A 26,634-nucleotide genomic window follows, 5' to 3' on the forward strand; every position below is an offset into this window, starting at 1 on the left:
AGCTTTCGTTCCGATGGCCGCAGAGGGAGCAGGGCGTAGCCATCGCGGGTGAAAGCGGGCAATGAACGCGACCGGCTGGCTAAACTGGAGAAGCCTGAACCAGGAGGGCATTGTCTTTGCCATCGCGGTCGTGCTGTTCATTGCCGCCGCGATCGGACTGCCCGGGTTTATCAATTCGAACAATCTCGTTGCCATCGTGCGCTCGGTCTCGGTGCTGGGCATATTGGCGCTCGGCATGGCGGTCGTCATTATCGGCAGGGGCATCGACCTGTCGGCGGTGGCGATCATGGCGATGTCGGTCGCCTGGTATCTGCAATTGCTGAATTCGGGGATGTCCGACGGGCTGGCCTTCGCCTATGTGCTAGCCGGCGTTCTCGCCATCGGGCTTTTGAACGGCATTTTGGTCGCCTACGCCGAGGTTCCGGCGATCTTCGTGACGCTGGCGACCGCGTCCTTGGTCTTCGGCTATGTGCGCTCACAATTGATCACACAGGACGCCGTGCCGGTGCCGCCCGGCCATTGGGTCGAGCTTCTGGGCGGGCTTCGGTTCCTCGACATCCCGGTCGAGGTTTTTGTCTTCGCCGGGCTGGCTTTCGCCTTTTTCCTGTTCCTGCGCTACACCAAATGGGGCCGCTACGTCTATTTCGCCGGCGACAACCCGGTTGCGGCGCGCAATATCGGCATTCCAGTGCGCCCGATGCTGGTGCTGCGCTACGTGTTGTCGGCCTTGGTCTCGCTGATTGCCGGCTTGCTCACCGCCGCCAGCCTGCATTCGATCAACACCCGCATCGTCAATTCCACGCTGCTCTACGACATCGTGCTGGTGGCGGTGATCGGCGGCATCGGTCTATCGGGCGGGCGGGGCGGGGTGCGCAACGTGCTGGTGGGTGCCGCGCTGATCGGCATCCTGCTCAACGCCATGACCATCATCGACATTCCGCTGCTCTATCAGAACCTGATCAAGGCGGCGATCCTGCTGGCGGCGATCATCGTCGATGGGTTCATCAATCCGCGCGACGAGCAGACCGCGCAGCAAGGCGACATTTAGACTGACGCGAACGGTTGGGGCCGGCCGCGAACGACAACGACCAAACCAGAGGATGTGACATGAAAATGATCAGGACGTTTATGGCCGCCGCGGCAGCGCTTGCCGTCTCCGCCTTCGTGGCGCCAGGCTTCGCCGCCGAAGATCCGGGTCCGGGCGCCTATTCGCAAGCGCTCAAGGGCAAGCGCGTGATGCTGGTGCCGATGGCGATGGGCTTCGATCTGGCACAGGGCTGGGCGCATTACCTGAAGACCGAGGTCGAGGCCTGGGGCGGCGTGTTCGAGACGCGTGACCCGAACTGGGTGGTCGATGCCGGCGCGCAGGCGATAACCGACGCTATTTCGTCTGACACCAGGCCGGACGTGCTGATCATCCATTCGCCGGACCTCAACTCCTATGCCAAGCTGATGAAGAAGGCGCAGGCCGCCGGCACCTATGTCCTGCTGGTCGACAATCCGGCGAACTTCCCGGCCGATGCCTTTGTCGGCAGCGACTGGGATCGGCTCGGCCAGCTGGAAGCCGATGCGGCGATCAAGGGTTGTGGGCCGAACTCCTCCAAGAAGATCGGGCTGGTGCAGGGCGACCAGGCCAACTCGTCGAGCCTCTATCAATATGCCGGCATTATGAAGGTGCTGGACAAGAACCCCGACTTCAAAGTCGTGGCCAAGCCTGACTCGAACTGGGATGCGACGACCTCGCGCAACGTGACGACGACGATGCTGCAGCAGAACCCCGACATCTGCGCCATCATCGATTTCTGGGACGGCGACGCGACGGGCGCATCTGCTGCGATCCGCGATGCCAAGCTCGAGGGCAAAGTCTTTCTGGTCACCACCGGCGGCGGCGAAAAGACTGCCGACTGCGACAAGCTGCAGGACGGCACCTATGGCGCGGTGGTGATGACCGACCTTGCCCGCCAGTCGGGCGACATGAACGCCGTCATCAAGTTCCTGTTGCAGAGTGGCCAGCCAGCCGGCACCTCGCACACCTACATCTACACGCTGGAGAAGGCGACGACCAAGGCCGACCTCAAGCCAGACAGCTGCTGGGACTTGAAAGCACTGCAAGCCCAAGCTGCGGCCAAGTAAACCGCGGGTCCGTTGCAAGCATCGACGAGGTGGCCGGACCTTGTTCGGCCGCCTCTTTCTCTCTTGAGTGGCAGCAGCAACCGATGTCCTTTCGCGAACGCCTTCAATCCTGGCGCTACAATCTCGTGCCCGACCACCTTGTCGGCGAGATCCTAAGCAAACGCTGGACTGATAACGCCATTCCGTTCCTGGCGCTGGTGGCGACGCTCAGCGTGTTCGGTTCGATCATTCCCGGCTTCTTCAAGCCGATGTCGCTGCAGGAATCGACCCGCCAGCTCGGCGAATTTTCGCTGGTCGTCACCGGCATGACGGTGGTCATGCTCGGCGGCGGCATCGACCTTTCGGTCGGCTCGATCTTCGCGCTGTCCTGCTTTTCCGCCGTGTTCGTCTTTTTCATCCTCGAACAATCGGTATGGCTGGCGCTGGCCGCCTCGATCGCCACCGGGCTGCTGTTCGGCGCGATCAATGGTTATCTGATCGGCTATTTCAGGCTGCGCGCTTTCCTGACGACACTGGTCACCTTCATCTTCGGGCGGGCGCTGTTCGACATATTGGTCACCACCTATGCCGCCGACGTCCAGCTTTCCGATGCCACATCGGATGTGCTGGACTTCATCGGCGACGATACCTTCTGGGGCCTTTCGGTTGCGGTGTGGGCGGCGATTATCCTGGCCATCATCACCCATGTCGCGCTGACGCGCTCGCGGCCCGGCTGGCATGTGCAGGCGGTGGGCGGGTCGCGGCGATCGGCCCACAATGCCGGCATCCGCGTGCGCCGCACCGTGTTCATGACCTATGTGTTCTCCGGCTTCTGCGCCTCGCTCGGCGGCTTCCTCATCGCCTGCCGGCTGAGCGGGGCAGGGCCGGGCACAGGGCTCAATCTCGAGGTCATGGCTTTGACAGCAGCGGTCGTCGGCGGCGTCAGCCTGGGCGGCGGCCGCGGTTCGGTGATCAAGGGGCTGATGGGCGCGATCATCGTGCTGACGATGACCAACGGGCTGATCCGGCTGGGCTATGGCACCGGCACCAACCAGATGGTGTTGGGCATCATGCTGGCCGTGGCGGTCACCATCGACATTCGCTGGCTGAAGAACCGCCACAAGGTGCTGGACGAGGTCTATGTCGCACCGGTCTATTTGAAGATGGGGGCAACGCAGTCGGCCGCACCGGGCTCCGGCACGCCTTACGAGCTCGACAATCGCCTATCGGAGGCCGACCATATCGGGCTTGGCGAGCTGGAAGGGCCGGAAGACGTCATCCTCGACCGCGACGACCATCTCTATTGCGGCACCAGGCATGGCGAGATCGTCCGTTTCTTTGCGCCGGATTACAAACGTTCGGAGGTCTTTGCCCATATTGGCGGCTTTCCGCTCGGCCTGGCCTTCGACAAAACAGGCAATCTGATCAGCTGCGTCGGCGCGATGGGCCTTTATTCGGTCTCGCCGGAGCGGGAGGTGAAGCGGCTATCGGCGGAAACGTCGCGCTCCTGGACTTCGATCGTCGACGATGCGCGGCTGCGCGATCCCAATGATTGCGACATCGCGCCGGACGGCCGCATCTACTTCACCGATTCCACCAAGCGCTATGACGCCCACGACTGGGCGCTGGACTCGATCGAGAACCGCGCCACCGGGCGGCTGCTCGTCTATGACCCGAAGGACGCTTCGACGAAGACATTGCTCGACGGCTACCGCTACACCAACGGCGTGTGCATGGCGCATGACGGCAAGTCGCTGTTCTTTGCCGAAAGCTGGGCCTGCCGCGTGCACCGCTACTGGCTGGAAGGGCCGAAAGCAGGCACCGCCGAATGCGTCATCCGCGACATGCCGGGCTACCCCGACAACATCAACCGCGCCTCCAACGGCAACTACTGGATGGCCTGGCTCGGCATGCGCACGCCGAGCTTCGACCTGTCGCTGCGCCATCCCGACATGCGCAAGCGCATGACGCGCCGGCTGCCGCAGGACGAATGGCTGTTCCCCAACATCAACACCGGCGGTGTGGTCAAATTCAACGAGAAGGGCGGCATCGTCGAAGCGATGGGCGACCTGTCGGGCGCCGCGCATCCGATGGTCACCTCGATGCGCGAGCACAAAGGCTATCTGTTCGTCGGCGGCATCCTCAACAATCGGATCGGCCGCTACCGGATTGCCGGTGCCGACCCGAACTGGACCAGCCCCGCTTCCTATTGGGGAGCGAAGCCATGATGCTGGACCCGATCCTTGACATCTTTCGCGGCAAGGCGGTGACAATCCCGCCGCTCGATGGCGCCTTCAGGCCGAATACGCTGCTGGACGATGCTCCGGCTTTTGTTGAACTGCCGGAGCCTGACAACCTGCTGATCGATAAGGACCGGTTGCTGGCGGCCAGCGGCAATGCCGTCTATGCGCTCGCCGCCGGTGCCGCGCCGACGATAGTCGAGACATTTCCGTCCCCGGTCACAGCGCTCGCGCGCTCGCCCGCCGGCGAACTGACGGTCGGGCTCGAAAACGGCAGGCTGTTGATCGCGGGTAAGGACGCTCCGCTACCGGCCGAAATCCGCTGCATCACAGCGCTCGCCTACGCAGAAGATGGCACGCTTTGGCTGACCAATGGCTCGGCCGAACACGGGCCGTCGCAATGGGCCGCCGATCTGATGAAGAAGGGCGCTTCTGGTTCGCTGTGGAAGCGCGAACCGGCAGGCAGCGAATTCCGCAAGCTCGCCGGTGACATCGCCTTTCCCTATGGGCTGCATCCAACCGGCAAGGATGTGTTGGTCAGCGAGAGCTGGCGGCACCAACTTATCCGCTTCGACGGCGCGACAGGCAGCCGCTCGACGGTGCTGGCGCATCTGCCCGGCTATCCCTCGCGCCTGTCGCCTGCCGCCGGTGGCGGTGCCTGGCTGGCGCTGTTTGCGCCCCGCAACCGGCTGATCGAATTCGTGCTGCAGGAAACGCACTATCGAAACGACATGCTGGCGCAAGTGCCGCCGCAGCACTGGATCGCGCCGGCACTTGCCTCCAACCGCAGCTTCCTCGAGCCGCTGCAATGCGGCGGCATTCGCACCATGGGCATTCACAAGCCATGGTCGCCGAGCCGCTCCTACGGCGTGGTGGTCAGGCTCGACCGGGAGATGCGGCCGCAATTCAGCCTGCACAGCCGCGCCAACGGCACGCGCCACGGCATCTGCAGCGTGGCGGAGAAAGACGGTCGCCTGTTCATTGCCTCGAAAGGCGGCGATTGCCTGCTGGCCATCGACTTGGGTCCAGGAGGACATCGCTGATGGAACCGATCGTCCGCCTGGAGAACGTGACCAAGACCTATCGCGGCGTGCCCGCGGTGAAGAATGTCAGCTTCGAGCTGCGCAAGGGCGAGATCCACGCGCTGCTCGGCGAGAATGGCGCGGGAAAATCGACGCTGACCAAGATCATCGCCGGCGTCGTCGACGCGACCTCGGGAAAGATGTTCCACAACGGGCAGGAGATCGCCTACGCCTCGCCGCATGCGGCCCTTCAAGCCGGTATCGCCATGGTGTTCCAGGAGACCAGCCTGGTGCCGTCGATGACAGTGGCGCAGAACCTTTATCTCGGCACGGAAAGCTTTCTCAACCGGCTGCGCGGCACCTACATTTCAGCGCAGCAATTCCTGCAGTCGTTGAACTTTCCCGTCGACCCGAACGCCATGGTGGCGACGCTGGGCGCGGCCAAACGGCAGATGGTCGAGATCGCGCGCGCCGTCCACCACAATGCCGAGATCATCATCTTCGACGAGCCGACGGCGACGCTGACGCCGGAGGAGAAGCGGCACTTCTTCGCGCTGATCCGCCGGCTCAAGGCAAGGGGTGTGTCGATCGTCTTCATCAGCCATGCGCTCGAAGAGGCGCTTGATGTCGCCGACCGCATCACCATTCTGCGCGACGGCGAACTGGTGATCACCGACGACACAGCCGCCTTCGATCGCGACAGGGTCGTCGCCGCCATGGTCGGGCGCACGCTGTCGGGGCAGCTCTACAGCCAGCGCGACGAGGCCAAGCTGCGCAAGGCCGGCAAGAAGGTGCTGTCGGTGCAGGACATCTCGATGAGCAATGTCGTGCGCAACAATTCCTTCTCGATCTTCGAGGGCCAGATCACCGGGGTGTTCGGGCTGATCGGCTCGGGTCGCACCGAGACGTTCAAGATCGTTTCCGGCATCTACAAGCGCGACTTCCTGCGCGGCGGCACCATAGAGCTGGACGACCGGCCGGTGCGCTATCTCGTTCCGAGCGAGGCGGTGGCGGACGGCATCGTCTATGTCACCGAAGACCGCAAGAGCGAGGGGATTTTCGAGACCATGGACGTTGCCGAGAACCTGTTCGGCGGCTTTTTGGCGGCCGGGCGGGAAAAGGGCTGGGTGATCAATGCGCAGGAGATGCGGGCGCTGTCGGCCGAATGGACCAAGACGCTGAACGTCAAGGCGATCAACGACAATGCGCGGGTGGTCGAGCTCTCGGGCGGCAACCAGCAGAAGGTGGTGATCGGCAAGGGGCTGGTGCAGAAGCCGCGCACCGTCATCTTCGACGAGCCGACGCGCGGCGTCGATGTCGGTGCGATCGCCGAAATCCACCAGATCATCAACCGGCTGGCCGATGAGGGCCTGGCCGTCGTCGTCATCTCGTCCTACCTGCCGGAGATCATGAACCTGTCCGACCGCATCCTGGTCTGCCGGCAAGGCCGCATCGTCGAGGAGTTCTCGCCGGCCGAGGCGACGGAGGAGAAGATCATGTATGCGGCGGTTCATTAGGTTCCAGGCGATGCGTACTTCGACAATTGGCGGAGTCACCAGTCCATTCGTCATCGAGGGGCGAAGCAAGGAGCGCAGCGACGCGGCGCAGACCCCAGGATGACGACGGTGAGGGCCTCTGCATTTCCAGGGTTCTGGGCCGGCCTGCAAAACGTGAATCACCAGAGCAAGTTAGCCGCATTCGCTACCAAGCCGATTCAACGACCTCTCTCATCGATTCAAACCGAAAGGAGCCTGCCCATGGCCACCACAAGACTTCTGACCGATGCCGAGGTCGAGGCGATTCCCGCTGTGAAGGCCGTGTTCGACGACATCCGCGCGACGCGCAAATCCGATTTCGTCAATAATTTCTGGCGCGGGCTGGCCAATGATCCGGTCTCGCTGAAGCGGGTGTGGGAACAGCTCAAGGCGGTGATGGTCGCGGACAGCGTCATCGACCCGCTGACCAAGGAGATGATCTACATCGCCGTCTCGACAGCCAATGGCTGCTCCTATTGCGTTCACTCCCACACCGCCGCCGCCCGCGCCAAGGGCATGACCGAAGCGCAGCATGGCGAGCTGGTGTCGATCATCGGGCTGGCCGGGCAGACCAACCAGATGGTGACAGCGCTGCAGATTCCGGTCGATCCGGAGTTCGAGGTGAGGTGAGGTGCGGCGCCTTCCCTTCTCCCCTTGTGGGAGAAGGTGGCCGAGCGAAGCTCGGTCGGATGAGGGGTGCCGGAAGGATCGCTAGCCTGGAGACGTAAGTGCTTCAAATTGCCTAGATTTCCACCGCCGAGTTTCTTCCAGCACCCCTCATCCGTCTCGGCGCTGCGCGCCGATCCACCTTCTCCCACAGGGGGAGAAGCGAATGCGCGCTACACCGGCCGATAAACCTTCTCCGCCGTGTTCCAGAAGATGTCGGCCTCTGCCGCCGCGCCGTGCTTGCCCACCGCTTCCCTGTGCGCCCTGATCAGCTCGGCGTGGCTGGTCCACAGTTTCTCGATCGGGAAGTTCGATCCGAACATCAAATGATTGCTGCCGAGGATGTCGATGGCGGCGTCGACGATATAGCTGATCAGCGCCGGGTCGTTGCGGTGGACGAAGGTGCCGAGGCCGGACAGTTTTGCATAGAGGTTGGGGGCCGCTGACAGCGTGCGCAGGCCGGCTTTCCAGGCCTCGGTGGTCTCCGGCTCCATGTCGGTCAGCATGCCGGCGTGGGTGAGGATGAAATTGGTCTCGGGGTTCTCGCCGACAAGCGTCAGCCCGTCCTTCATCTGGGCGGGGAAAAGCTGCAGGTCGAAGGACAAGCCGTAGTCCTTCAGACGCGCCACATTGGCCCGCACCTTCGGGTCGATGACCTGATCGGCCGAGGCAGCGAAGCGGAAGGCCGGCATTTCGTGCCAGTGCAGCTGCATGCGCACGCCGCGCAGCAGGGGGTATTTGATCAGCCGGTCGATCTGGGAACGCACGTCGTCCACGGTCATGTCGGCATAGCCGACGATGGCGTGCGGCCAGCCGGTTTCTTCCGCGGTTTTCTGCAGGAAGGCGACCTCATTCTCGAAATCCTCCTTGGCCCAGTTGGTCTGGACATAGACCGCCTTCTCGACGCCCGAGCCTTGCTGGTCGGCGAGGAATTCCCCGATAGGATAGTCGCGGCGGATCGGCTCATATGGTCCGAAGATGCGCGGCACCATCGGCCCGACCAGCCAGGGCTGGTCCTTTTGGCGCCAGATGTGGAAATGCGCGTCGATCGCCTTCTGCATCACGAAACCCTCCTCCAGATTGCCGCGGCCGCCGGGGCTGGGCGGGCGAGCGACAGGATGAAATCGGTGAGGCCGGCGATCGACGAACCGTCGACCAGGTCGTCGAGCACTGGCAGGATGGCGCGAAGCGCTGCCGTCGCCGGCCGAAAGCGTGGATCGCCGGCCAACGGCGTCGCCAGCGAAAGCCGAAAAGCGCGGGCGCTCAGCCGGCGCATCGCCGTCTCCAGCTCGGCATGATCGCCGCGCTCCAGCGCATCCGACAGGATGACGATCGCCGCCCCGCGCGCAAAGGCCGAAAAACGCGGCACCGAGAGGAAGGCAAGCAGTGTCGGTCCCATGCGGGTGCCGCCGTCCCAGTCGTCGACCTGGGCAGCGGCGCGGGCCAGCGCCTGGTCGCGGTCGCGAATGCGCAGCGCCGAGGTGATACGGGTCAGTCGTGTGCCGAAAGTGAAGACCTCCGCCCGGTCGGCGCCTTGCACGGCCGCATGCGCCAGCTTGAGATAGTCTGAGGTGTAGAGTTTCATCGAGCCCGACACGTCGATCAGGATGAGTAGCTTGCGTGGCACTGTCTGCCGCCGGCGCAGCAGCGGCGAGGGGATATCGCCGTCGGCACTGACGATTTCGCGCAGCGAGCGGCGCAGGTCGAGCTTGCCGCGCGCATGCGTGCGCACCGTGCGGAAGGAGCGGCGGGCGGGCAAAGCGGTGGCGAGCTTGCGGCGGAAGGCGGCAAGCCCGTCGCTATCGCGGCTGAATTCGCGGACGCTCAACTGTTCGCTGGCCGAAGACAGTTCGCCGCCTTGCTCCTGGCGGACCACCTCGATTTCTTGTTCGCTGGTTTCGCCGTCATCCTTGATGCGGGTTTCCTCGTCGGCCTCGCCTCCGACCACTGCCGCGGTGCTGCCATAGAAATGGCTCCGAAAATGCGCCTCGAATTCGTCGCGGCGGTCGGGCGGCGGCGCCAGCGTGGCGAGCGCCGCTTCGCGGATGTCGGCCATCGAGCGCGGCCCAAGCAGCGTCACCGCTTGCATGAAGCCGGAGACCTGCTCGGGCGCCACTGAAAAGCCATAGCGGCGCAGCAGCCGGCCGAAGCCGAGGAAGGGCGTCGCCCCTCGAGGCAGAGCCGCGGGGCTCACGCCAGCGCCTCCTCGACAATCTTGCCGAGCTCGGGCGCGATGCAGGAAAGGTCCTCCTCGTCCTTGATCAGCACGCCAATGGCGCGGCGAAACGCTTCCGGCCACGGACTGCCGCCTTTTTCGAGGATCGTCGCGGCGTTCGCCCATTCGACCGCTTCGGCGATGCCGGGCGGCTTCGCCAGCGGGCGGGCGCGAATGTCGCGCACGGCGGCAGCCCCGGCGCGCGCCGTGGCCTCGGCGACGTCGCCGGCGCGCAGCATGATGATCTCGGCTTCGCGCCCGGCGTCGGGATAGGTGATCCAGTGGTAGACGCAGCGCCGCCGCAGCGCTTCGGCAAGCTCACGGGTGCGGTTCGAGGTCAGGATGACGATCGGCTGCGCAGTCGCGCGAATGGTGCCGCGCTCGGGAATGCTGATCTGGAAATCGGACAGGAACTCCAGCAGCAGCGCTTCGAATTCATGGTCGGAACGGTCGATTTCGTCGACCAGCAGCACGCGCTTTTCCGGCGCTTTCAGCACCTGCAGCAGCGGCCGCGCGATGAGAAAGCGGTCGTCGTAGATGTCGACCTCGTGCTCACCGGCATGGCGGATGGCGAGCAACTGGCGCTGGTAATTCCATTCGTAGAGCGCATGTGCGGCGTCGATGCCCTCGTAGCATTGCAGCCGCACCAGGTCGCGCCCGAGCACCTCGGCAATCGCCTTCGCAGCTTCCGTCTTGCCGACGCCGGGTGCGCCTTCGAGCAGCAGCGGCTTTCCCAGCCTGATCGCCAGGAAGATGGCGGTCGCCAGGCTTTCATCGGCGAGATAGCGCGAGGCGGCGAGGCGCGACGCCACCGCCTCAGGCGAGGTCGCGACTGTCTCAGCGCTTCTCTTGGGCATTTTCAGCACTCAGTTCGGGGCTTGCGCCTTCAGCGCCCGCAGGATGCGCTCCGGCGTGATCGGCAGCGTATCGATGCGCACACCGACAGCGTCGAAGACGGCATTGGCAACCGCCGGGATCTGCGGGTTGGCGCACATTTCGCCCGGCCCCTTGGCGCCATACGGCCCGTCCGCCGAGGGCCGTTCCAGCACGATGATCTCGGTTTGCGCGAGATCGCCAGGACCCGGCATCAGATATTGGTTGAAGTCGGTGCCGCCATGGTCGCGGTTGGGATAATAGGGCTCGGTCGTTTCGTAGAGCGCATGGCTGATGCCCATCCACGAGCCGCCAACGAGTTGCTGCTCGACCATTTTCGGGTTCAGCGCGCGGCCGATCTCAAACACGTTCTTTACCGTCAGCACGGTGACCTCGCCGGTCTCGTCGTCGACCTCGACCTCCGCCACCGTGCAGGCATGGGCGTAGCAGGTAGACGGCTTCATCGCTCCGGTCTCTTTCTCCGGATAGGAGCGGGGGATCAAAAACATGCCGCGGCCGGAAATCGAACGGCCGCGCTTGAAATGCGCCGACAGCGCGACATCGAAGATCGAGATCGATCTTTGCGGCGCGCCCTTGACCAGGATGTTGCCCTCGCCATCGGTCTCGAGGTCCGAGGCGTTTACCTCAAGTTCCTCGGCCGCCACTTCCAGCATCACCTGGCGGGCTTCCCTGGCGGCCTGGATGACCGCATTGCCGGCCCGATGCGTGCCGCGCGAGGCGAAGGTGCCCATGCAGTGCGGGCCGGTGTCGGTGTCGGCGGTGTCGACGACGACGCGGTCGGTCGGTACGCCGATCGTCTCGGCGCAGATCTGTGCCATGATCTGCTTCATGCCCTGGCCCAGGTCGACGCTGGAGAGCGTGACCATGAAATTGCCGGTCGGCGTCGAATGCACCAGCGCCTGCGTCGGGTCGCCGCCGAGATTCATGCCGGTCGGATAATTGATCGCGGCGACGCCGCGTCCGCGCCTGATCGCCATCTCAAGCTCCCTTCGCGTAAGACGACATCGTCATGAACTTCTCCGCCACTGGCCAGTTGGCGGCGCGCGAGGCTTCCTGCATGCACTCGATCAGCGCCGCCCCCTCCGTCGGCTGCCGGTGTGCCTTCATGTCGCCGTCGCGGTAGGCGTTGATGAAGCGGAATTCGAGAGGGTCCATGCCGATCAGCCGGGCGAGCTTGTCCATCTGCACCTCCAGCGCGAAGTCGCCGATGGTGACGCCGAAACCGCGCATCGCCGAGGACGGGGTACGGTTGGTGTAGACGCAGTAGGTGTCGATCCAGACATTCGGGATCGTATACGGGCCAGGATAATGCCCGGCGCCCTTCTGCGCGCCGTAGGGCGAATGGCGCGAATAGGCGCCGGCATCGGTGTAGCCGGTCACTTTCCGCGCCACGATGCGGCCGTCGTTCATGACGCCGTCCTTGATGACGACCTTCTCGGCGGCGCGCGGCGAGGAAATCTGCATCTCCTCCTCGCGGCTATAGACAAAACAAACCGGTCGTCCGGTTAGTTTGGCGCCGAGGATGGCGATCGGCTCGACGATGACGTCGACCTTGCCGCCAAAACCGCCGCCGACGGTGCCGCCGACGAAATGCAGCTTGTTGCCGGGCATCTGCAGGATGATCGAGGCGTTGTCGAGCGTGAAGAACATCGCCTGCGTGTTGGTGTAGCAGGTGAAGCGGTCGTTGCCCTCCGGTGCGACGATGCAGCCGGTCGTCTCGGTCGGCGCATGCTCGATCGGCGAGGACTGATAGGTCTGTTCGAGCACGTGGTCGGCTGTGGCAAAGCCTGCCTCGACATCGCCAAAGCGCACCTTGCGGCATTCGCCGCTGTCGTAGAGGTAATAGTTCCGGCCGTGATACTCGTTGACGATCGGCGCGTCGGGCTTCAGCGCTTCCTCCATGTCGAAGACGGCCGGCAGCACCTCGTAGTCGACCTTGACCTTGGCGGCGGCTTCCTGCGCGGCGCGCTCGGTCTCGGCCAGCACCGCCACCACCGCCTCGCCCTTCCAGCGCACCTTGCCGTCAGCCAGCACCGTCTCGTCCTCCGGCCCGATCTGGATCAGGATCAGGATGGTGTAGACATTGTGCGGCACATCCTTGGCGGTCAGCACCTTGACGACACCCGGATGCTTTTCCGCCTCGGACGTATCGATGCTGCGTATGCGGGCGTGATGGTGCGGGCTGCGCACCATCTTCAGGTGCAGCATGCCGGGAAAATTGCGGTCGGCGAAATAGGTGGTCTTGCCAGTGACATGGCCGGGTGAATCCGAACGCGGCCGCGGCTGGCCGATCTCGTGCAGATCGTCCTTGCGCTGGTCGGCGAAATAGCTCTTGCGGAGTTCCATTTTCTTAACTCCCTCAAACCGCGTTCTGCGAATTGGAGCGCGCGGCGGTCAGCACCGCCTGGATGATCGGCTCGTAACCGGTGCAGCGGCAGATATTGCCCGACAGCGCCTCGACCACGTCCTCGCGGCTGGGGTTCGGCGTGTGATCGAGCAGTACCTTGGCTGCCATGATCATGCCCGGCGTGCAGAAACCGCATTGCGTGGCGAAAGCATCGAGGAAAGCGCGTTGCAGCGGATGCAGCACGCCGCCTTCCGAAAGCCCCGACGTCGTGGTGACGGCCGCACCGTTGCAGGTCTCGGCCAACGTCAGGCAGGACAGCCTGAGCTCGCCATCGATGATGACCGTGCAGGCGCCGCAAGTGCCTTGATGGCAGCCGCCTTTTGGCGAGGTGTCGCCGATCTTGTCGCGCAGCGCGTGAAGCAGCGTCGTGCCGCTGTCGATGAACTCGGCCTTTTCGGCACCATTGAGCGTGAACTGAACCGGGACCTTCGCCATCTTTATTACTCCTTGCGCCGCAGCCAGGGCGTTCAGGCGAGCAGCAGCCGGCCGAGATGGACCGGCAGGACTTCGTTGCGATACCAGGCACTGGCGATCGGATCGGTTGGCGGCGAAGTGCCGTCGTGGGCAACGGCCAGTGCCGGTGCGATGCCGTCTGCGGTGAGTTTGCGGCCAATCAAGGCTTTCTCCGCCGTCCTGGCACGGATCGGCCGGTCGGCCATGCAGCCGAGCGCGATCCGCGCTGACGTGACAGTGCCGTCCGGCGTGTGTTCCAGCATGGTGGCGATGCTCAGCACCGAGACGCCCTTTGGCTTGACCCGCGACACTTTCAGGAAGCGAAAACCGCCTTCCTTCGGAAGCGTGAAGCCGACCGCAGTGACGATGGCGTGATTGCTCTCGCGCTTTGCCAGAAAGGTTTCGATCGGCAGCTCGCCGTAGTCGGTGGTGACGGTTGCGTCCAACGCCAGCAGTGCAACGGTGAAATCGCCGTAAGGCGTTGGCGCGAAGAGATTGCCGCCGACCGTAGCCATGTTGCGGATCGCCGGTCCGCCGACGGCGCGCGCGGCGTGGGCCAGTGGAGCGAGATCCGGGTGACGGGCGATCGCCGCCATGGTCACCGAAGCGCCGATGCGGACCTCGCCGCCGGAAATGCGGATGATCGACAGCGCCGGTTCGGTCGACCGGATGAAACCGGAAATCGACACGTCGCCTTCGTTGGCGGCGCGCACGACCAGTGTGCCGCCACCGAGATAGCGGGTGCCGGCGGCCTTCAGCGCCGCGCCAGCGTCCTCCACCGTCGGGAAAGTCTGCAGTGCAAGCGCCATGGAACGCTCCTGTTTGTCAGCTCAATTCAGTTCAACCTTGCCGGCGAAATGGGCCTTCAGGGCGTTGAAGCCGCCCTGGAAGACGTTGGCGCCCATGCCTTCGGCCAGCTTGTCGGCTTCTTCGGGAGGGGCGTCGAAGCTGGCGGTCCATTCGGCATAGGTGCGGTCGCCGTCGGTCACCCGCCGCAACTGCAGCGTCGCCTTGTGGTTGGTAAGCGGTTGCGGCGTCTCCAGGATGGAGTAGCTGACGAGGAAATTCTCGTCGGAGAAATCGAGCAGCTTTTCGCGGAGGCGGGCGCCGCTGGCGAGCTGGAAATTGCGCACGCAGCCGATCGTGCCGGCGTCCTTGCCGTCCTCGATGTGGCTTTCGACCATGCGCGGATGCCAATTCGGCAGACCGTTGAAGTCGCGTATGCGCGCCCAGACCTTTTCGACCGGCGCATCGATGACGCTGGAGATGGTGACTTTCGCCATAGGATCGTTCCCTTGCAAATCAGCTGCTTGGGAGGGTAGGGCGGCGGGCTACGCGGCGCTTATCAATGCGTCTTGAATGCCTATCAATTAGTCTGAAAAACGGGCGCTCAGCTGATCGCCCGCGCCGCCTCGCGGTAAAGCGTCGGCGGGACGCCGACATGGTCGCGGAAGAAGCGCGAGAAATTGCCCTGGGTGGTGAAGCCGAGATTGCAGGCGACCGAAATCAGCGGCTCCTGCGACCACTGCAACTGCCGTACCGCTTCCTCCATGCGCAGCGTGTTCCAATAGACGTTGGGCGTCAGATTGGTCTGCTCCTTGAACAGGGCGAAGAAATGCGGCCGCGACAGGCCGACGCTGCGCGCCACGTCGTCGAAGCAGATGCGCTCGCAGACATTGGCTTTCATCAGCTGGATCGCCTTGCGGACGCGGAAGTCCTGCATGGTGTTGACGCGGGCGCGCACCGTCTGCGGTGCGGAGGCGTCGGCGGCATCGAGCACGCTGTCGATGAAGCGCTCGATCTCGTAATTGGCGATGTCGTCGATGCTCTCATTGTCGCTGAGATGGTCGAGAAGGTTGGCCGCTGCCTTGTGCAGCCAAGGCTCGAGCGTGATTGCCGGGGCTGAAAACAATGGCGCGGCGGAAGGCAGCTCACGGCGCCTTCGAGCCCAGTCCGGATCGATGTAAAAGGCGAGGAACAGGCCGGGCGTGCCGTCGCGGGACAGAGCGTGGCTGTGCGGCTGGAAGGAATTGATGCCGGCGGCGGTGCCCGGTCCAAGCCGCACCGTCTCGCGGCCGATGGTCATCTCGCCGGCGGTGCCTTCCAGCCAGATGATGATATGCGCCTCGACATGGGCATGGGTGACGAAGTCGCTGGCGACGTTCAGGACAGAAACATGTCCGAACCGGCCCCAGTAGAGCCTGATCGCTTCCGTCATGGGTATATCCTCCCGCAGGCGACTGGCCTCCCTTCGCCTGCTGCGAGCGATTGTGCGGCTCAGTTCGGGCTTGCGTCAAGACGGATGTGCACGCCCGGGCGCCGGCCATGCGCCGCAGCGGCGGATTTTCAGACTCGGCGATAGGAAGAAGGCGAGCGTTTCCAGGCCGGTATGGCAAGACCGGTGCGGTCGACGGCAACCGGCACTCCCTTCGAGGCTGAGCAAGGACTTTTGCCAGCGAAGCAACTTTGCCCCGCCGGCGGAAAAGTTCAGTCGTTGCGCCTGAAATTGCGGATGCGGTCGAACAGCACGGCGAGCAGGATGGCGCCGCCGATGAACACGCCTTGCCAGAAGGCATTGATGCCGAGCAGGCCGAGGCTGTTGCGGATGACCTCGATCAGCGCCGCGCCAACGACTGCGCCGAAGGCTGTGCCCATGCCGCCGGCCAGGTTGGCGCCACCGATGACGGTGGCGGCGATCACCTGAAGCTCCATGCCGTTGCCGAGATTTGTGGTGACCGCGCCCAGCCAGCCGGTCTGGATGATGCCGGCAAGGCCCGCCGCCAATGCCGAGATCATGTAGACGACAACCTTGATCTGGCGCACCGGAACGCCGGTCAGCGTCGCCGCATGCTCGTTGCCGCCGATGGCGAAGATGTGCCGGCCGAATTTCGTCCAGCGCAGCACGAAGCCGGTAATCATCGCTAGCACGATCATGTAGAGCACCGGATTGGCGATGCCGAACACCCAGGCGCCGCCGCCAAGCGCCAGCAGCTTGTCGTGGTCCGGCCCGAACTGGAAGACGACGGTGTTGTTGGAGGCGACCATGGCAAGGCTGCGTGCGATCGAGAGCATGCCAAGCGTCACCACGAAGGGCGGAAAGCCGAGATAGGCGATCAGAACCCCGTTGAAGGCGCCGATGATCAGCGCCGTCGCGATCGCTGCGGCAATGCCGGTCTCGATGCCGTAGCCGGCATGCATGGTCACGGCCAGCACCATCGAGCACAGGCAAAGCACCGAGCCGACCGACAGGTCGATACCGCCGGTGATGATGACGAAGGTCATGCCGAGCGCCACGATGGCGACGAAGGTGATGTTGCGGGTGATGTTGTAGAGGTTCTTGGTCGTGGCGAAGGAATCCGTGGCCACGGACAGGAACAGGCAGGCGAGGATGACCGCGATCACCACCCAGAAGGTCTGGCTGGCAAACACCTTGCTCAGCAAGGTGTGCTGCTTGTGCGCGATCGTCTGATCAAGGGTGACTGCCATTATCGACCTTTTTTACTCATGGTTGAGGCGTCAATCATACCTGTTCGATAGCGCCGGTGATGAGCCCGGTGACTTCTTCCGGCGAACTCGATGCGATCGTCTTGTCGGCGACCTTGCGGCCGCGCCGCATGACGATGACGCGGTCGGCGACGTCAAAGACGTCGGGCATGCGGTGGCTGATCAGCACGACGGCGATGCCCTGGTCGCGCAAATGGCGGATCAGGTTCAATACCTCGGCGACCTGGCGGACCGAGATCGCTGCCGTCGGCTCGTCCATCAGCACGATCTTGGCCTGCGAAAGCATGGTGCGGGCGATCGCCACCGCTTGCCGCTGGCCGCCCGACATCTGTTTGACCAGGTCGCGCGGGCGGGTTTCGGATTTCAGCTCGGCGAAGATCTGGCCGGCACGCTTGTACATCGCGGCATAGTCGAGGATGCGAAGCGGCCCGAGGCCGCGGCGCAATTCACGGCCGAGATAGACGTTGGCGGCGGCCGTCAGATTGTTGCACAGTGCCAGGTCCTGATGGACGATTTCGATTCCATGCTGGCGCGCCTCGACCGGCTTGTGCAGGATCAGCTCTTTGCCGTCCATCTGCATCGTGCCATGGCTCGGTGGGAAATTGCCGGCGATCATCTTGACCAGGGTCGACTTGCCGGCGCCGTTGTCGCCCATCAGGCCGACAACCTGTCCGGCCTCGATCGACAACGAAACGTCGTTGACCGCCTGGATGGCGCCAAAATGCTTCGAGATGTTGGTGAGTTCGAGAACCGCCACCAGCCTTCTTGCCTCCCCGTGCTTTGCGGCCTGCGGTTCTGCCGCGGCCTTTCGCTCTCCCCAGTTCCTCCCGGAAGCAGCGATTTTGCCCATTTACGCATAAGCCACCTTGGCGTCAACCACGGCTTCTTTCGAAAAATCAGTTTTGTAGGACAAATAGCATTGACGTCGGCGACAAGGCGATATTAGCTAAGTGTCGGAGGAGCTTGCGCCGATCTCCCGGGTTGCCGGAAGGAATCGGTGAAGGTTTGTCGGTCAGGGATTTGGTAACCAGCAGTATCTGTCGGTGCCGGTCTGAGACTGAATATGAAAATGCTTATCGACCTGGCTTGGCGACACGAGTGCGACGTCCTCTGTCATCTTGCTCCGGGTCGATCTGTGTGTGGCGGGCACGTGGTGTCCGTTTGTTTCAAAAGGGAGGACTGACATGAGGAAATCACTATTGCTCGCTGCCGCCGCCGTCATGGCGTTGGGTGCCGGGCCGGCTATGGCCAAGAAACAGCTCGTCATCGTCGTGAAGGGTCTCGACAATCCATTCTTCGAGGCCATCCACCAGGGTTGCGAGAAATGGAACAAGGAAAACGCCAGCTCGGAATATGAGTGCTTCTACACCGGACCGGCATCGACCTCGGACGAAGCCGGTGAAGCCCAGATCGTCCAGGACATGCTGAGCAAGCCCGACACTGTGGCGATGGCGATTTCGCCATCGAACGCGCCGCTGATCGCGCAGACGATCAAAAGCGCCAATCCGTCGATCCCGATCATGACCCTCGACGCCGACCTCAGCAAGGAAGATGCGGCGCTGCGCAAGACCTACCTCGGCACCGACAACTACCTGATGGGTCACAAGATCGGCGAATACATCAAGAAGGCCAAGCCGAATGGCGGCAAGATCTGCACCATCGAAGGCAATCCGGCGGCCGACAACATCCTGCGCCGCGCGCAGGGCATGCGTGACGCGCTTTCGGGCAAGGACGGCCTCGCCGCGCTGGCAGGCGAAGGCGGCTGGACGGAAGTTGCCGGCTGCCCGGTGTTCACCAATGACGACGGCGCCAAGGGCGTGCAGGCGATGACCGACATCCTCGCTGCCAATCCCGATCTCGACGCCTTCGGCATCATGGGCGGCTGGCCGCTGTTCGGCGCTCCGCAGCCCTACCGCGACCTGTTCAAGCCGATGGCCGACAAGATCGCCAGCAACGCCTTCGTCATCGGCGCCGCCGACACGATCGGCGACGAGGTGGCGATTGCCCGTGACGGGCTGGTGACCGCGCTGGTTGGCCAGCGGCCGTTCGAGATGGGCTACAAGGCGCCCTCGGTGATGATCGACCTGGTCGAAGGCAAGCCGGTCGCCGATCCGGTGTTCACCGGCCTCGACGAATGCACCAAGGACACGGTCGACACCTGCATCCAGAAGTAGGTTCGCAGTTTCGGGGCGCCCTTCGACGGGCGCCCCGTCACAGACCGTCCATACGAACGCACGAGGCGACGCTGCTTTGGAGCGTAGGCCGCTGCTTTGTCGTGTCCTGAGTTCAGGCTTTCGACAAGCGGCTGCCGGGGAATACGAATGCCGGACGCGACATCAAAAAAGCGACCCGCCAAGTTGAAGGCAGAGGCTGAGCGGCCGGCCGGCGTTCGGCGTGCCGACGCCGCACACTTTCCCGGATCGAGCGTGCATGCCTCGCTCGCCAACGAAATCGGGCTGAGGATCGTGCGCGGCGATTATCCGCCGGGAACCATCCTGCCCAACGAAGCCAAATGGTCGGAGACCTTCGACGTCAGCCGCTCGGCGGTGCGCGAAGCCATAAAAATGCTGATGGCCAAGAGCCTGCTTGCGTCACGTCCCAAAATCGGCAGCTGGGTCGAGCCGAAGGAGCGCTGGAACCTGCTCGATCGCGACGTGCTGGCCTGGTACGCGACCTCGCCGGACCGCGAGGTGTTCCTCCGGACGGTGCAGGAATTCCGCCACATCATCGAGCCGGAGGCCAGCGCCTTTGCCGCGATGCGGCGCACCGACGAGCAGATGGCCGAGATCAGCCAGGCCTGTCGCGAAATGGGCGAAGCGACCAACCTGCAGGAGCGAACGCGCGCCGACACGCGGTTCCACCTCGCCATCCTGCGCGCCTCGGGCAACGATCTGCTGGTGCCGCTCGGCGTGCTGATCGAATCGGCGCTCGATCACCTCTTTGTTTTCGTCACACGCGAAACCAGCGACCAGCGTCGGGCGCAGGCACTGCACGAGGCGATCGAGAAGAACATCCGCCTGCAGCGGCCCGCCGCAGCCCGTGCCGCGGTGCACAGGCTTCTCGCCAACACCGACGATGTTATCGGGCGGTCGCGGCGGTGATGGTTGCACCAGGGCTGGCATTGCTCCGAACGATTGCAAAACTCGGCATTCCTTCGCGCCCCTCTCTGTCCTGCCGGACATCTCCCCCACGAGGGGGGAGATTGGATGCCACTTCGGCTTTCGCTAATCATCAACGTTAGGCAATGAGGGCGGCGACCTCGGATGGGCCAGGGATTCGGACTTTTTTACCGCCGCAGCGTATTTTGTTCTTGCTTTGTGCCGGCAGCTATGCTAGTAATCTGGTTATGGTGCTGATTGGCGCCGGCGACCCGCCTACCGAGGCGGGTTTTTTGTTTTCGGCTTTGAAATTGCAGTGTTGCCGATCTGAGGTCTGAGGGACAGCACCCCCCCTCTGCCCTGCCGGGCATCTCCCCCAACAAGGCAGGGCAAATCGCGTAAGGAGTCCCCCTCATCCGGCCGCTTCGCGGCCACCTTCTCCCCGCTGGGGAGAAGAGGCTGACGCCGGCGCTGGCGATCTCCTCTCCCCTCGGGGAGAGGTTGGATTGCCCCGAATTGCCCTTCGCAATTCGGTTGGCAATCCGGGTGAGGGGGCTCTTGCCTACATGCGATTGCACTGCCTCAAGGGGGAAGATTGGCAGGTTCGCCAGTGGCGCTGACGCCTCGGAATGTTGCGGCAAGCTTGCGTGGCCAAAAGCTGATCGGCCGGCTCAGATCGTCTGCTTCTTGCCATCCCTGGTCGGCATCAGGTCGACGCCGTTGACCTTGCCGATATGCGTGGCCAGCATCGGCACATATTGGTCGGCGGGGCCGGCCGCGAAGGCGCCGGCGAAGGCGTTTTTGGTGGCGTTGCCGAGTGGGTTGGCGATGCCGGCAGCACCCGCCATCGATTCGAGATAGGTGAGATCCTTGAAGGCGTTGGCGATGCTGAATTTGTGCGCGTCGCGGTCGCCTTCCAGCGTCCAGCGCATGAAGGTCTGGTAGAAGCCGCAATCCATGCGGCCGTTGCGGATGACGCTGTCGAAGCGCGGCGGCGAGATGCCGACCTTCTGCGCCAGCGCCAGCGCCTCGGAATAGATCGCGGCGTAGCCGAGCGAAATGAAGTTGTTGAGCAGCTTCATGCGATGGCCGTCACCGGTGTCGCCGATATGGACGATGCGCCCGGCCCAGGTGTCGAGCACCGGCTTCAGCCGGGCAAAGACCGCGTCGGGCGCGCCGACCATGGCATCGAGCGTGCCTTCCCAGGCCTCCTTCGGGGTGCGGCTGAGCGGGGCATCGACATAGTCGACGCCGAGCGCCTTGAGTTCGGCGGCCAGCGCCACCGTCGAGACAGGATCCGAGGTCGAGCAGTCGACGGCGACCGATCCCGGCTTCAGGCCTTCCTTGAGGCCGCCTGGGCCGCGGATGATGGCTTCGACCTCGCGCGAGCCGGTGACGCAGATGAAGACGATATCGGATGCCGCGGCGACGTCGCGCGAGGTCGCCGCTTCCTTGGCGCCGCGGCCGAGCAGGTCTTCCGCCGGTGCGCGGTTCTTGCGGCCGAGAAACGTCAACGGATAGCCCTTGTCGACGATGTTCTTCGCTATGCCGTGCCCCATCAGGCCCAGCCCGATGAAGCCGATCTTTTCGCTCGCGGCGGTAGTGTTCATGTCGTTTCGTCCTATTTGCAGTGATGGATGACGGCGCTGCACCTTGCCGGCGAATTGTTGAAGCGGGTTTTTGCCGCATGCCGTGGCAGGCGATTGCAGAGTTCGATATTGTCTGACAATACACGTGAATTCCAGGGAGAGCAAAATGACGAAGCGGATCATGTTCACCGGCGGCAGCGGCAAGGCCGGGCGCCACGTCGTGCAGTATCTGGTCGAGCAGGGCTGCCAGGTGCTCAACATCGACACCAAGCCGCTCGACAATCCCAAGGTGCGCACGCTGATCACCGACATCACCGACAGCGGGCAGGTGTTCAACGCGCTGTCGAGCTATATCGGCCTGCATGAATTCGATCCGTCGCTGCGTTCGCAGCCGGTCGATGCCGTGGTGCATTTCGCGGCGATCCCGCGCATCATGATCACGCCCGACAACGAGGTGTTCCGCATCAACGCGCTCGGCACCTACAATGTCATCGAGGCCGCAGTGAAGCTCGGTATCCGCAAGGTGGTGATCGCATCCAGCGAGACGACCTACGGCCTGGTCTTCGCCAACGAACCGCGCGATCCGACGCATTTTCCGCTCGACGAGGAGTACGACGTCGATCCGATGGACAGCTACGCGCTGTCCAAGGTCGTCAACGAGAAGACCGCGCGGGCGTTTGCACAACGCGATGGCTCCGACATCTATGCCTTGCGCATCGGCAACGTCATCGAGCCGCATGAATATTCGCTGTTTCCGAAATGGTTCGCCGATCCGGGTTTCCGCAAGCGCATTGCCTGGAGCTATATCGACGCGCGCGACCTCGGCCAGATCACGCTGCGCGCCATCGAAAAGGACGGGCTCGGCTATCAGGTGTTCAACGCCGCCAATGACGACACCTCGTCCGACCTGCCGACAGCCGAACTGCTGAAGCGGTTTTACCCCGATGTGCCGGTCAAGGGCGAACTTGGCGAATACGAGACGCTGCTCTCCAACCGCAAGGCGCGCAACATGCTCGGCTTCCGGCCGGAACACAGCTGGCGGAAATATGTCAAGACGACCTGACGGGCGTACGTGATACGGAGCCGGCACTGGGCCAGCCCCGACGCGCAACGTTGAGAAGGCTCTGACTCAACCTCGAATTTGACATAGGCTATCTGCTGGCTGGTAATAACACGTTTCCCCCTTCGAGAGGAACGGTGCGGCCTGCGGGGAATTGTTGACTTTAAACGCAACTAACTCTATTCTGTATCGAGCGGTCGAAACCGGTCGGCTCGTCGCGCGGCCTGCACTTAACCAAAAGGTGGAGGCCAAGCGGTTTCTGTATGTAACGCCAAATGTTTATAGAGGATTGGCTGGGAAGGATCCCGACTTAAGCCATTTGCCGATGGCCAAAATGGAAGAACTGATAGCAATTTTTTGTTTCGGTTGGTTCGTGACGGCAAGCCTCAAAGGAGACCCAGACGAGCGGGGGCCAGACATCGAACGATTGCATTCTGTTGACGAGGTCTGGGTAATTTGTGCGCGAAAGCCTAGGCATGTCCAAGTGCGTCTGTTCGGTAGGTTTCTCGACGCCGGGGTATTCATAGGTTTAGGACTGCATTGCCGACATTGGCTAGGGATCAAAAAGAACTATAGCGAAACCGTCGCTGGAATCCCCGATCTTTGGGGCAACACCATGGGTAATGCGCAACCTTTTCGTGCAGCAACGGCGTTAGAGTACGTGAAGGGAATATGTCGAGATGTGGATGAAAAAATCTAATAAGGTTTCCGACCAAGCGTTCGTTGAAGAGTTCGAACGCGGGATACTTCGTTCGGCTTTTGTGAGCGCCTTTTGGGCGGTCATTCAAGCCAGGAAAGCGGAAACGGGGCTCACCCTAAGTCAGCTTGCCGATCGCCTCGGAATTAACAAGTCTGCGGTCTCTCGCTGGTTTTCAGGAACAAAGCCGAACTGGGAAATAGACACTATCGCGGACCTCGCGACTGCCCTTGAGGTAGACGTAGAGGTTGTGGTCGTAGACAGAAAAATGAACCGTCGGTTTGGGCCTGCGGGCGAGATACAGCCGCTTACGCTCGGAGCGGGGACCACACTAAGTTCCGGGCAGCATTCCATCCTGCCGGGAACCGATGCCGTGAGTGCGGTGTCAATACGCCTTGAGGCAGCATGATTTTGAACCCCCATGCTAGCGTCGTGTTTTGCGATGACCTTCGACAGGAGGCCAACGGGAAGCAGCTGCACATAGGGGTCTATAATGATGCCGTTTTATTCGACGGACCTTTGCCGTGGGCATTGCCCACGGGGCTGTGGTGTCTGATTAAGTATCTTGAACCGTATCCAGAAACTTTGCCTACCCTCGCGATAAAAGTTCGTCTTGAATCCAAGGCCGGTGGGGTAGTTGATTTGATAGAAGCTCCAGTGCCGAAGACCGACATCATCCCCCAGAAAGGACCCCTCGAATTTGAGAAGGATACAGTCAAATTATTGGCCCTTAGCATGAACATTCAACTGTCAACCTTGGTCTTCCAAGAGCCTGCAAAACTCGTGGTCGTAGTCGTTCGGGACGGGGAGGAAACCTCAGCTGGCCGATTGCGCATCTCGCAGTTGAGTAGGGATGGAGCCGGCAACCCCATCCCCGCTGTTTAGGCCCAAAGGGGTCAAGGTTCTCCGATACTTCACTTGTTGAAGGGGCAATACCCTTGATCAATAAGTTCTGAGCCTAGCCCTCACTCGTTTCCTGCCGTGCGGCAATTAAGCTACTTGTCTTTCCAGAATTCGGCCTGGAGTTGCGCCGCCTCATCGGCAAGCAGCGGACCAACGACTTCAGTCGGACGCTGCCCAGCTTCGAAGACGATCCTGCAGGGCAGGTCGAGTGTAGGATTCTCGACATGTGCACCCGTCGATGCCTTGAGGTCATGTTCGCTCTGGCCAAAGACGACCCGTCCGATGCCCGCCCAATAGATTGTGCCGGAGCACATCGCGCAAGGTTCGGCCGAAGTGTAGAGTGTGCAGGAGGCCAGCTTTTCGAGACTGAAATTCATCCCCGCCCATGAGGCCAGCAGCCTTTCGCCATGAGCGGTGCGGTCGCCCCCGCCGGCTTTGTAAGCGTTGGGCTGCTCGCGCAAAACATTGCCGTCCTTGTCAGCGAGGAGCGAACCAAAGGGATGTTCGCCGGCATCGCGGGCCTTGCGCGCGACTTCGAACGCCTGACGGAGCAGGCGCTCATCATAGGGGCGTTGTGGCATCGGCGGATCCTCCGGCTATGCCGCTGGACCATAGTGCCGAACAATCCGCCGACACAAGTCGGCGGCCTAAAACGCGTCGCGTTCGACCGGCCTCATGCTACGCGCTTCAGGTTCTTGTTTTGATGCATGTCGTATCGCAAACCCGCTGCACACTTTTGAGCGACATGCATCAGGACTCGTTGCGATTGGGGCGTTGAGCCAGCCAGATGCTGCCGATGACGAAAACGACGCCGGCGATTTGAGGCAAGGTCAGCGTCTGGTCCAGGAATACCCATCCAAGCAGCACGGCGGTCACCGGGCTGAGGAAAAGCAGCGATGACACCACGGCAGATTCCAGTCGCGCAATGCCCCGGAACCAGAGGACGTAAGTCAGCGCCGCACCGATCAGGCCGAGCCACACCAGTCCAAGCAGGTTGGCCGCGGTCGGGAGCGGGATGGAGGGCTCGAAAAGCAGGGCCACCGGAACGAGAAGCAGACCGCCGGCGGTCAGCTGCCATGCCGTAAAGGTAAGCAGCGATACTGGCGGTTGCCACTTACGGGCCAATACGCTTCCGAAGGCCATGGAGGCCGCCCCGGCGAGGCCGGCGGCAACGCCGACCGCATCGAGCGTCGCGTTCGGGGTCAGCACCAGCAATGCAACACCGGCGATCCCGACAAGGGCGGCGACGATCGCCAACCGACGGACAGGGCTGGCAAGCAGGGCAGCGGCAAGGAAAATCACGATCAACGGCTGGACCGACAGCACCGTCGCGGCGACCCCGCCCGGAAGCCGGTAGGCGGCGACAAACAACATGCTCAGGAAGATCGAGATGTTGAGGGCTCCGAGGACGAAACTGCGCAGCCACCAGATGCCCGTCGGCAGTTGCCGAACGATCGCCAGCAGCAGCAATCCGGCTGGCAAGGCACGCAGCATTGCGACCGTCATCGGCGAAAAGTTGGGCAGGAACTGGGTGGTGACGATATAGGTGCTGCCCCATATCGCGGGTGCAATGGCTGTCAGCAACAGATCGAAACGGCGCGTTTTCATAAGATTTCCAGTACTTCGGCAAGAGGGCGGCGCGGCTTTTGCGGCCAGTTGCCGGGCGCGGCGCGGCCGACCGCGATGAGCATCACCGGCACTTCATTCAGGCCAAGGCCAAACTCGCGGGCCACGCCTTCGGCATCGAAGCCTCCCATCGGACCAGCGACGAGCCCCAGCGCTTCGGCTGCAAAAATCAGCGTTGCAGCGCCAAGCGTTGCAGAGCGCACCGCTTCGTCGCGGGCAGCCCGAGGATCGGCATATTGTGCGCGGGCGCCTTCCTGCCAGCCCGAAGCCATATCCGCCGGCATGAAGCCGGCTTCGACGAAAGGACGCAGCCTTGCATTGAGGGCGGCGTGGTCGGGCAGTACGCCGCAGACGATGAAGGTGACCGCTGCTTCCTGCACCTTGGCCTGGCCATGGGCCACGCTGCGCAACCGCGCCTTTGCTTCCGGCGTCCGCACGGCGATGAACCGCCAATTCTGAAGGTTGTAGGCGGTTGGCGCGCGCGTTGCGAGACGTGCCAGTTCCTCAACCTCGGCATCCGTCAATGCGTACGAGGCATCGAACCGATTGGCCGACATGCGTCGCTCGATAAGGGAGATTGTGGGGTTGGTCATCATGTCATTCCGAAAATGAG

27 protein-coding genes are annotated in these 26,634 nt (G+C 62.9%); 12 read left to right on the forward strand and 15 right to left on the reverse strand.

Annotated elements, in window-relative coordinates:
* Positions 1 to 61: 61 nt before the first annotated feature.
* The 6 genes from NKJ93_RS14490 (at position 62) to NKJ93_RS14515 (ending at position 7,539) form a co-directional block, all read left to right on the forward strand.
* On the forward strand, positions 62 to 1,048 hold the full coding sequence (locus NKJ93_RS14490) for an ABC transporter permease (protein ID WP_352589799.1): 987 nt from the start codon (positions 62 to 64) through the stop codon (positions 1,046 to 1,048).
* A gap of 59 nt (positions 1,049 to 1,107) precedes the next feature.
* Positions 1,108 to 2,133 (forward strand): sugar ABC transporter substrate-binding protein, encoded by a 1,026-nt coding sequence (locus NKJ93_RS14495; RefSeq protein ID WP_352481587.1) that lies wholly within the window; start codon positions 1,108 to 1,110, stop codon positions 2,131 to 2,133.
* Between the two features lie 83 nt (positions 2,134 to 2,216).
* Entirely contained in the window at positions 2,217 to 4,340 is a 2,124-nt protein-coding gene (locus NKJ93_RS14500) for an ABC transporter permease (protein WP_352481586.1), read from the forward strand.
* Positions 4,337 to 5,395 (forward strand): SMP-30/gluconolactonase/LRE family protein, encoded by a 1,059-nt coding sequence (locus NKJ93_RS14505; protein ID WP_023721269.1) that lies wholly within the window; start codon positions 4,337 to 4,339, stop codon positions 5,393 to 5,395. Before NKJ93_RS14500 ends, NKJ93_RS14505 begins: the two co-directional genes overlap by 4 nt.
* A complete protein-coding gene (locus NKJ93_RS14510) occupies positions 5,395 to 6,891 on the forward strand; it encodes a sugar ABC transporter ATP-binding protein (protein WP_352589802.1) in 1,497 nt (498 codons plus the stop codon). Before NKJ93_RS14505 ends, NKJ93_RS14510 begins: the two co-directional genes overlap by 1 nt.
* 240 nt (positions 6,892 to 7,131) lie before the next feature.
* Positions 7,132 to 7,539 (forward strand): carboxymuconolactone decarboxylase family protein, encoded by a 408-nt coding sequence (locus NKJ93_RS14515; RefSeq protein ID WP_352481584.1) that lies wholly within the window; start codon positions 7,132 to 7,134, stop codon positions 7,537 to 7,539.
* Positions 7,540 to 7,748: 209 nt separating this feature from the next.
* Here the strand turns inward: NKJ93_RS14515 and NKJ93_RS14520 are convergent, their stop codons facing one another.
* The 11 genes from NKJ93_RS14520 to NKJ93_RS14570 all read right to left on the reverse strand — a co-directional run bounded on the left by NKJ93_RS14520 (position 7,749) and on the right by NKJ93_RS14570 (position 17,805).
* Positions 7,749 to 8,636, reverse strand: a complete 888-nt coding sequence (locus tag NKJ93_RS14520) for an amidohydrolase family protein (RefSeq protein WP_352481707.1) — start codon at positions 8,634 to 8,636, stop codon at positions 7,749 to 7,751.
* On the reverse strand, positions 8,636 to 9,769 hold the full coding sequence (locus tag NKJ93_RS14525) for a vWA domain-containing protein (protein WP_352495770.1): 1,134 nt from the start codon (positions 9,767 to 9,769) through the stop codon (positions 8,636 to 8,638). The genes NKJ93_RS14520 and NKJ93_RS14525 overlap by 1 nt, the downstream gene beginning before the upstream one ends.
* Positions 9,766 to 10,647: an AAA family ATPase gene (locus NKJ93_RS14530; RefSeq protein WP_352589804.1), complete on the reverse strand. Its 882-nt coding sequence runs from the start codon at positions 10,645 to 10,647 to the stop codon at positions 9,766 to 9,768. The genes NKJ93_RS14525 and NKJ93_RS14530 overlap by 4 nt, the downstream gene beginning before the upstream one ends.
* 9 nt (positions 10,648 to 10,656) lie before the next feature.
* Positions 10,657 to 11,661, reverse strand: coding sequence for a xanthine dehydrogenase family protein molybdopterin-binding subunit (locus NKJ93_RS14535; protein WP_023721264.1), 1,005 nt, complete (start codon positions 11,659 to 11,661; stop codon positions 10,657 to 10,659).
* Between the two features lies 1 nt (position 11,662).
* Complete coding sequence (locus tag NKJ93_RS14540; RefSeq protein ID WP_023721263.1) at positions 11,663 to 13,030, reverse strand: xanthine dehydrogenase family protein molybdopterin-binding subunit; 1,368 nt, start codon at positions 13,028 to 13,030, stop codon at positions 11,663 to 11,665.
* Positions 13,031 to 13,043: 13 nt separating this feature from the next.
* Positions 13,044 to 13,526: a (2Fe-2S)-binding protein gene (locus tag NKJ93_RS14545; protein ID WP_352481581.1), complete on the reverse strand. Its 483-nt coding sequence runs from the start codon at positions 13,524 to 13,526 to the stop codon at positions 13,044 to 13,046.
* A 32-nt stretch (positions 13,527 to 13,558) separates the two neighbouring features.
* Positions 13,559 to 14,353 (reverse strand): FAD binding domain-containing protein, encoded by a 795-nt coding sequence (locus NKJ93_RS14550; protein WP_352589807.1) that lies wholly within the window; start codon positions 14,351 to 14,353, stop codon positions 13,559 to 13,561.
* 21 nt (positions 14,354 to 14,374) lie between these two features.
* The gene (locus NKJ93_RS14555) at positions 14,375 to 14,827 is read right to left on the reverse strand and encodes an SRPBCC family protein (protein WP_023721260.1); all 453 of its coding nucleotides are present in this window, start codon (positions 14,825 to 14,827) and stop codon (positions 14,375 to 14,377) included.
* 107 nt (positions 14,828 to 14,934) lie between these two features.
* Positions 14,935 to 15,762 (reverse strand): AraC family transcriptional regulator, encoded by an 828-nt coding sequence (locus NKJ93_RS14560; protein ID WP_352589810.1) that lies wholly within the window; start codon positions 15,760 to 15,762, stop codon positions 14,935 to 14,937.
* Positions 15,763 to 16,031: 269 nt separating this feature from the next.
* Positions 16,032 to 17,030, reverse strand: a complete 999-nt coding sequence (locus tag NKJ93_RS14565) for an ABC transporter permease (protein ID WP_023721258.1) — start codon at positions 17,028 to 17,030, stop codon at positions 16,032 to 16,034.
* A gap of 34 nt (positions 17,031 to 17,064) precedes the next feature.
* On the reverse strand, positions 17,065 to 17,805 hold the full coding sequence (locus NKJ93_RS14570) for an ATP-binding cassette domain-containing protein (RefSeq protein WP_023675804.1): 741 nt from the start codon (positions 17,803 to 17,805) through the stop codon (positions 17,065 to 17,067).
* Between the two features lie 427 nt (positions 17,806 to 18,232).
* On the opposite strand from NKJ93_RS14570, the gene NKJ93_RS14575 reads away from it, so the two are divergent.
* Positions 18,233 to 19,222: a sugar-binding protein gene (locus NKJ93_RS14575; protein ID WP_023721257.1), complete on the forward strand. Its 990-nt coding sequence runs from the start codon at positions 18,233 to 18,235 to the stop codon at positions 19,220 to 19,222.
* 147 nt (positions 19,223 to 19,369) lie between these two features.
* On the forward strand, positions 19,370 to 20,149 hold the full coding sequence (locus NKJ93_RS14580; RefSeq protein ID WP_023721256.1) for a FadR/GntR family transcriptional regulator: 780 nt from the start codon (positions 19,370 to 19,372) through the stop codon (positions 20,147 to 20,149).
* Positions 20,150 to 20,817: 668 nt separating this feature from the next.
* On the opposite strand, the gene NKJ93_RS14585 is transcribed toward NKJ93_RS14580, so the two are convergent.
* Entirely contained in the window at positions 20,818 to 21,756 is a 939-nt protein-coding gene (locus NKJ93_RS14585) for an NAD(P)-dependent oxidoreductase (RefSeq protein WP_352589813.1), read from the reverse strand.
* A gap of 145 nt (positions 21,757 to 21,901) precedes the next feature.
* Here NKJ93_RS14585 and NKJ93_RS14590 point away from each other — a divergent pair, with 145 nt between their 5' ends.
* The 4 genes from NKJ93_RS14590 to NKJ93_RS14605 all read left to right on the forward strand — a co-directional run bounded on the left by NKJ93_RS14590 (position 21,902) and on the right by NKJ93_RS14605 (position 24,377).
* Entirely contained in the window at positions 21,902 to 22,798 is an 897-nt protein-coding gene (locus NKJ93_RS14590) for an NAD-dependent epimerase/dehydratase family protein (RefSeq protein ID WP_352589816.1), read from the forward strand.
* Between the two features lie 331 nt (positions 22,799 to 23,129).
* On the forward strand, positions 23,130 to 23,495 hold the full coding sequence (locus NKJ93_RS14595; protein WP_156948174.1) for a hypothetical protein: 366 nt from the start codon (positions 23,130 to 23,132) through the stop codon (positions 23,493 to 23,495).
* A complete protein-coding gene (locus tag NKJ93_RS14600; RefSeq protein ID WP_198030531.1) occupies positions 23,482 to 23,901 on the forward strand; it encodes a helix-turn-helix domain-containing protein in 420 nt (139 codons plus the stop codon). Before NKJ93_RS14595 ends, NKJ93_RS14600 begins: the two co-directional genes overlap by 14 nt.
* Positions 23,898 to 24,377 carry a hypothetical protein gene (locus tag NKJ93_RS14605; RefSeq protein WP_352589819.1) on the forward strand — a complete coding sequence of 160 codons (480 nt, stop codon included), beginning with the start codon at positions 23,898 to 23,900 and terminating at the stop codon, positions 24,375 to 24,377. The genes NKJ93_RS14600 and NKJ93_RS14605 overlap by 4 nt, the downstream gene beginning before the upstream one ends.
* 110 nt (positions 24,378 to 24,487) lie before the next feature.
* Here the strand turns inward: NKJ93_RS14605 and NKJ93_RS14610 are convergent, their stop codons facing one another.
* The 3 genes from NKJ93_RS14610 to NKJ93_RS14620 all read right to left on the reverse strand — a co-directional run bounded on the left by NKJ93_RS14610 (position 24,488) and on the right by NKJ93_RS14620 (position 26,614).
* Positions 24,488 to 24,976, reverse strand: a complete 489-nt coding sequence (locus tag NKJ93_RS14610; RefSeq protein ID WP_352589821.1) for a nucleoside deaminase — start codon at positions 24,974 to 24,976, stop codon at positions 24,488 to 24,490.
* 169 nt (positions 24,977 to 25,145) lie between these two features.
* Positions 25,146 to 26,003 carry an EamA family transporter gene (locus NKJ93_RS14615; RefSeq protein ID WP_023721250.1) on the reverse strand — a complete coding sequence of 286 codons (858 nt, stop codon included), beginning with the start codon at positions 26,001 to 26,003 and terminating at the stop codon, positions 25,146 to 25,148.
* Entirely contained in the window at positions 26,000 to 26,614 is a 615-nt protein-coding gene (locus tag NKJ93_RS14620; RefSeq protein WP_352481572.1) for a nitroreductase family protein, read from the reverse strand. The genes NKJ93_RS14615 and NKJ93_RS14620 overlap by 4 nt, the downstream gene beginning before the upstream one ends.
* Positions 26,615 to 26,634: the final 20 nt, after the last annotated feature.

The sequence above is a fragment of the Mesorhizobium sp. M0028 genome, from assembly GCF_040323855.1.
In the GTDB taxonomy this organism is placed as follows: Bacteria; Pseudomonadota; Alphaproteobacteria; order Rhizobiales; family Rhizobiaceae; genus Mesorhizobium.

Bases quoted from the DNA above. Each gene is read 5' to 3' on its own strand.
- NKJ93_RS14490 (WP_352589799.1), top strand. From the start codon at position 62: ATGAACGCGACCGGCTGGCTAAACTGGAGAAGCCTGAACCAGGAGGGC.
- NKJ93_RS14495 (WP_352481587.1), top strand. From the start codon at position 1,108: ATGAAAATGATCAGGACGTTTATGGCCGCCGCGGCAGCGCTTGCCGTC.
- NKJ93_RS14500 (WP_352481586.1), top strand. From the start codon at position 2,217: ATGTCCTTTCGCGAACGCCTTCAATCCTGGCGCTACAATCTCGTGCCC.
- NKJ93_RS14505 (WP_023721269.1), top strand. From the start codon at position 4,337: ATGATGCTGGACCCGATCCTTGACATCTTTCGCGGCAAGGCGGTGACA.
- NKJ93_RS14510 (WP_352589802.1), top strand. From the start codon at position 5,395: ATGGAACCGATCGTCCGCCTGGAGAACGTGACCAAGACCTATCGCGGC.
- NKJ93_RS14515 (WP_352481584.1), top strand. From the start codon at position 7,132: ATGGCCACCACAAGACTTCTGACCGATGCCGAGGTCGAGGCGATTCCC.
- NKJ93_RS14520 (WP_352481707.1), bottom strand. From the start codon at position 8,636: ATGCAGAAGGCGATCGACGCGCATTTCCACATCTGGCGCCAAAAGGAC.
- NKJ93_RS14530 (WP_352589804.1), bottom strand. From the start codon at position 10,647: ATGCCCAAGAGAAGCGCTGAGACAGTCGCGACCTCGCCTGAGGCGGTG.
- NKJ93_RS14535 (WP_023721264.1), bottom strand. From the start codon at position 11,661: ATGGCGATCAGGCGCGGACGCGGCGTCGCCGCGATCAATTATCCGACC.
- NKJ93_RS14540 (WP_023721263.1), bottom strand. From the start codon at position 13,030: ATGGAACTCCGCAAGAGCTATTTCGCCGACCAGCGCAAGGACGATCTG.
- NKJ93_RS14545 (WP_352481581.1), bottom strand. From the start codon at position 13,526: ATGGCGAAGGTCCCGGTTCAGTTCACGCTCAATGGTGCCGAAAAGGCC.
- NKJ93_RS14550 (WP_352589807.1), bottom strand. From the start codon at position 14,353: ATGGCGCTTGCACTGCAGACTTTCCCGACGGTGGAGGACGCTGGCGCG.
- NKJ93_RS14555 (WP_023721260.1), bottom strand. From the start codon at position 14,827: ATGGCGAAAGTCACCATCTCCAGCGTCATCGATGCGCCGGTCGAAAAG.
- NKJ93_RS14560 (WP_352589810.1), bottom strand. From the start codon at position 15,762: ATGACGGAAGCGATCAGGCTCTACTGGGGCCGGTTCGGACATGTTTCT.
- NKJ93_RS14565 (WP_023721258.1), bottom strand. From the start codon at position 17,030: ATGGCAGTCACCCTTGATCAGACGATCGCGCACAAGCAGCACACCTTG.
- NKJ93_RS14575 (WP_023721257.1), top strand. From the start codon at position 18,233: ATGAGGAAATCACTATTGCTCGCTGCCGCCGCCGTCATGGCGTTGGGT.
- NKJ93_RS14580 (WP_023721256.1), top strand. From the start codon at position 19,370: ATGCCGGACGCGACATCAAAAAAGCGACCCGCCAAGTTGAAGGCAGAG.
- NKJ93_RS14585 (WP_352589813.1), bottom strand. From the start codon at position 21,756: ATGAACACTACCGCCGCGAGCGAAAAGATCGGCTTCATCGGGCTGGGC.
- NKJ93_RS14590 (WP_352589816.1), top strand. From the start codon at position 21,902: ATGACGAAGCGGATCATGTTCACCGGCGGCAGCGGCAAGGCCGGGCGC.
- NKJ93_RS14595 (WP_156948174.1), top strand. From the start codon at position 23,130: ATGGAAGAACTGATAGCAATTTTTTGTTTCGGTTGGTTCGTGACGGCA.
- NKJ93_RS14600 (WP_198030531.1), top strand. From the start codon at position 23,482: ATGAAAAAATCTAATAAGGTTTCCGACCAAGCGTTCGTTGAAGAGTTC.
- NKJ93_RS14605 (WP_352589819.1), top strand. From the start codon at position 23,898: ATGATTTTGAACCCCCATGCTAGCGTCGTGTTTTGCGATGACCTTCGA.
- NKJ93_RS14610 (WP_352589821.1), bottom strand. From the start codon at position 24,976: ATGCCACAACGCCCCTATGATGAGCGCCTGCTCCGTCAGGCGTTCGAA.
- NKJ93_RS14615 (WP_023721250.1), bottom strand. From the start codon at position 26,003: ATGAAAACGCGCCGTTTCGATCTGTTGCTGACAGCCATTGCACCCGCG.
- NKJ93_RS14620 (WP_352481572.1), bottom strand. From the start codon at position 26,614: ATGACCAACCCCACAATCTCCCTTATCGAGCGACGCATGTCGGCCAAT.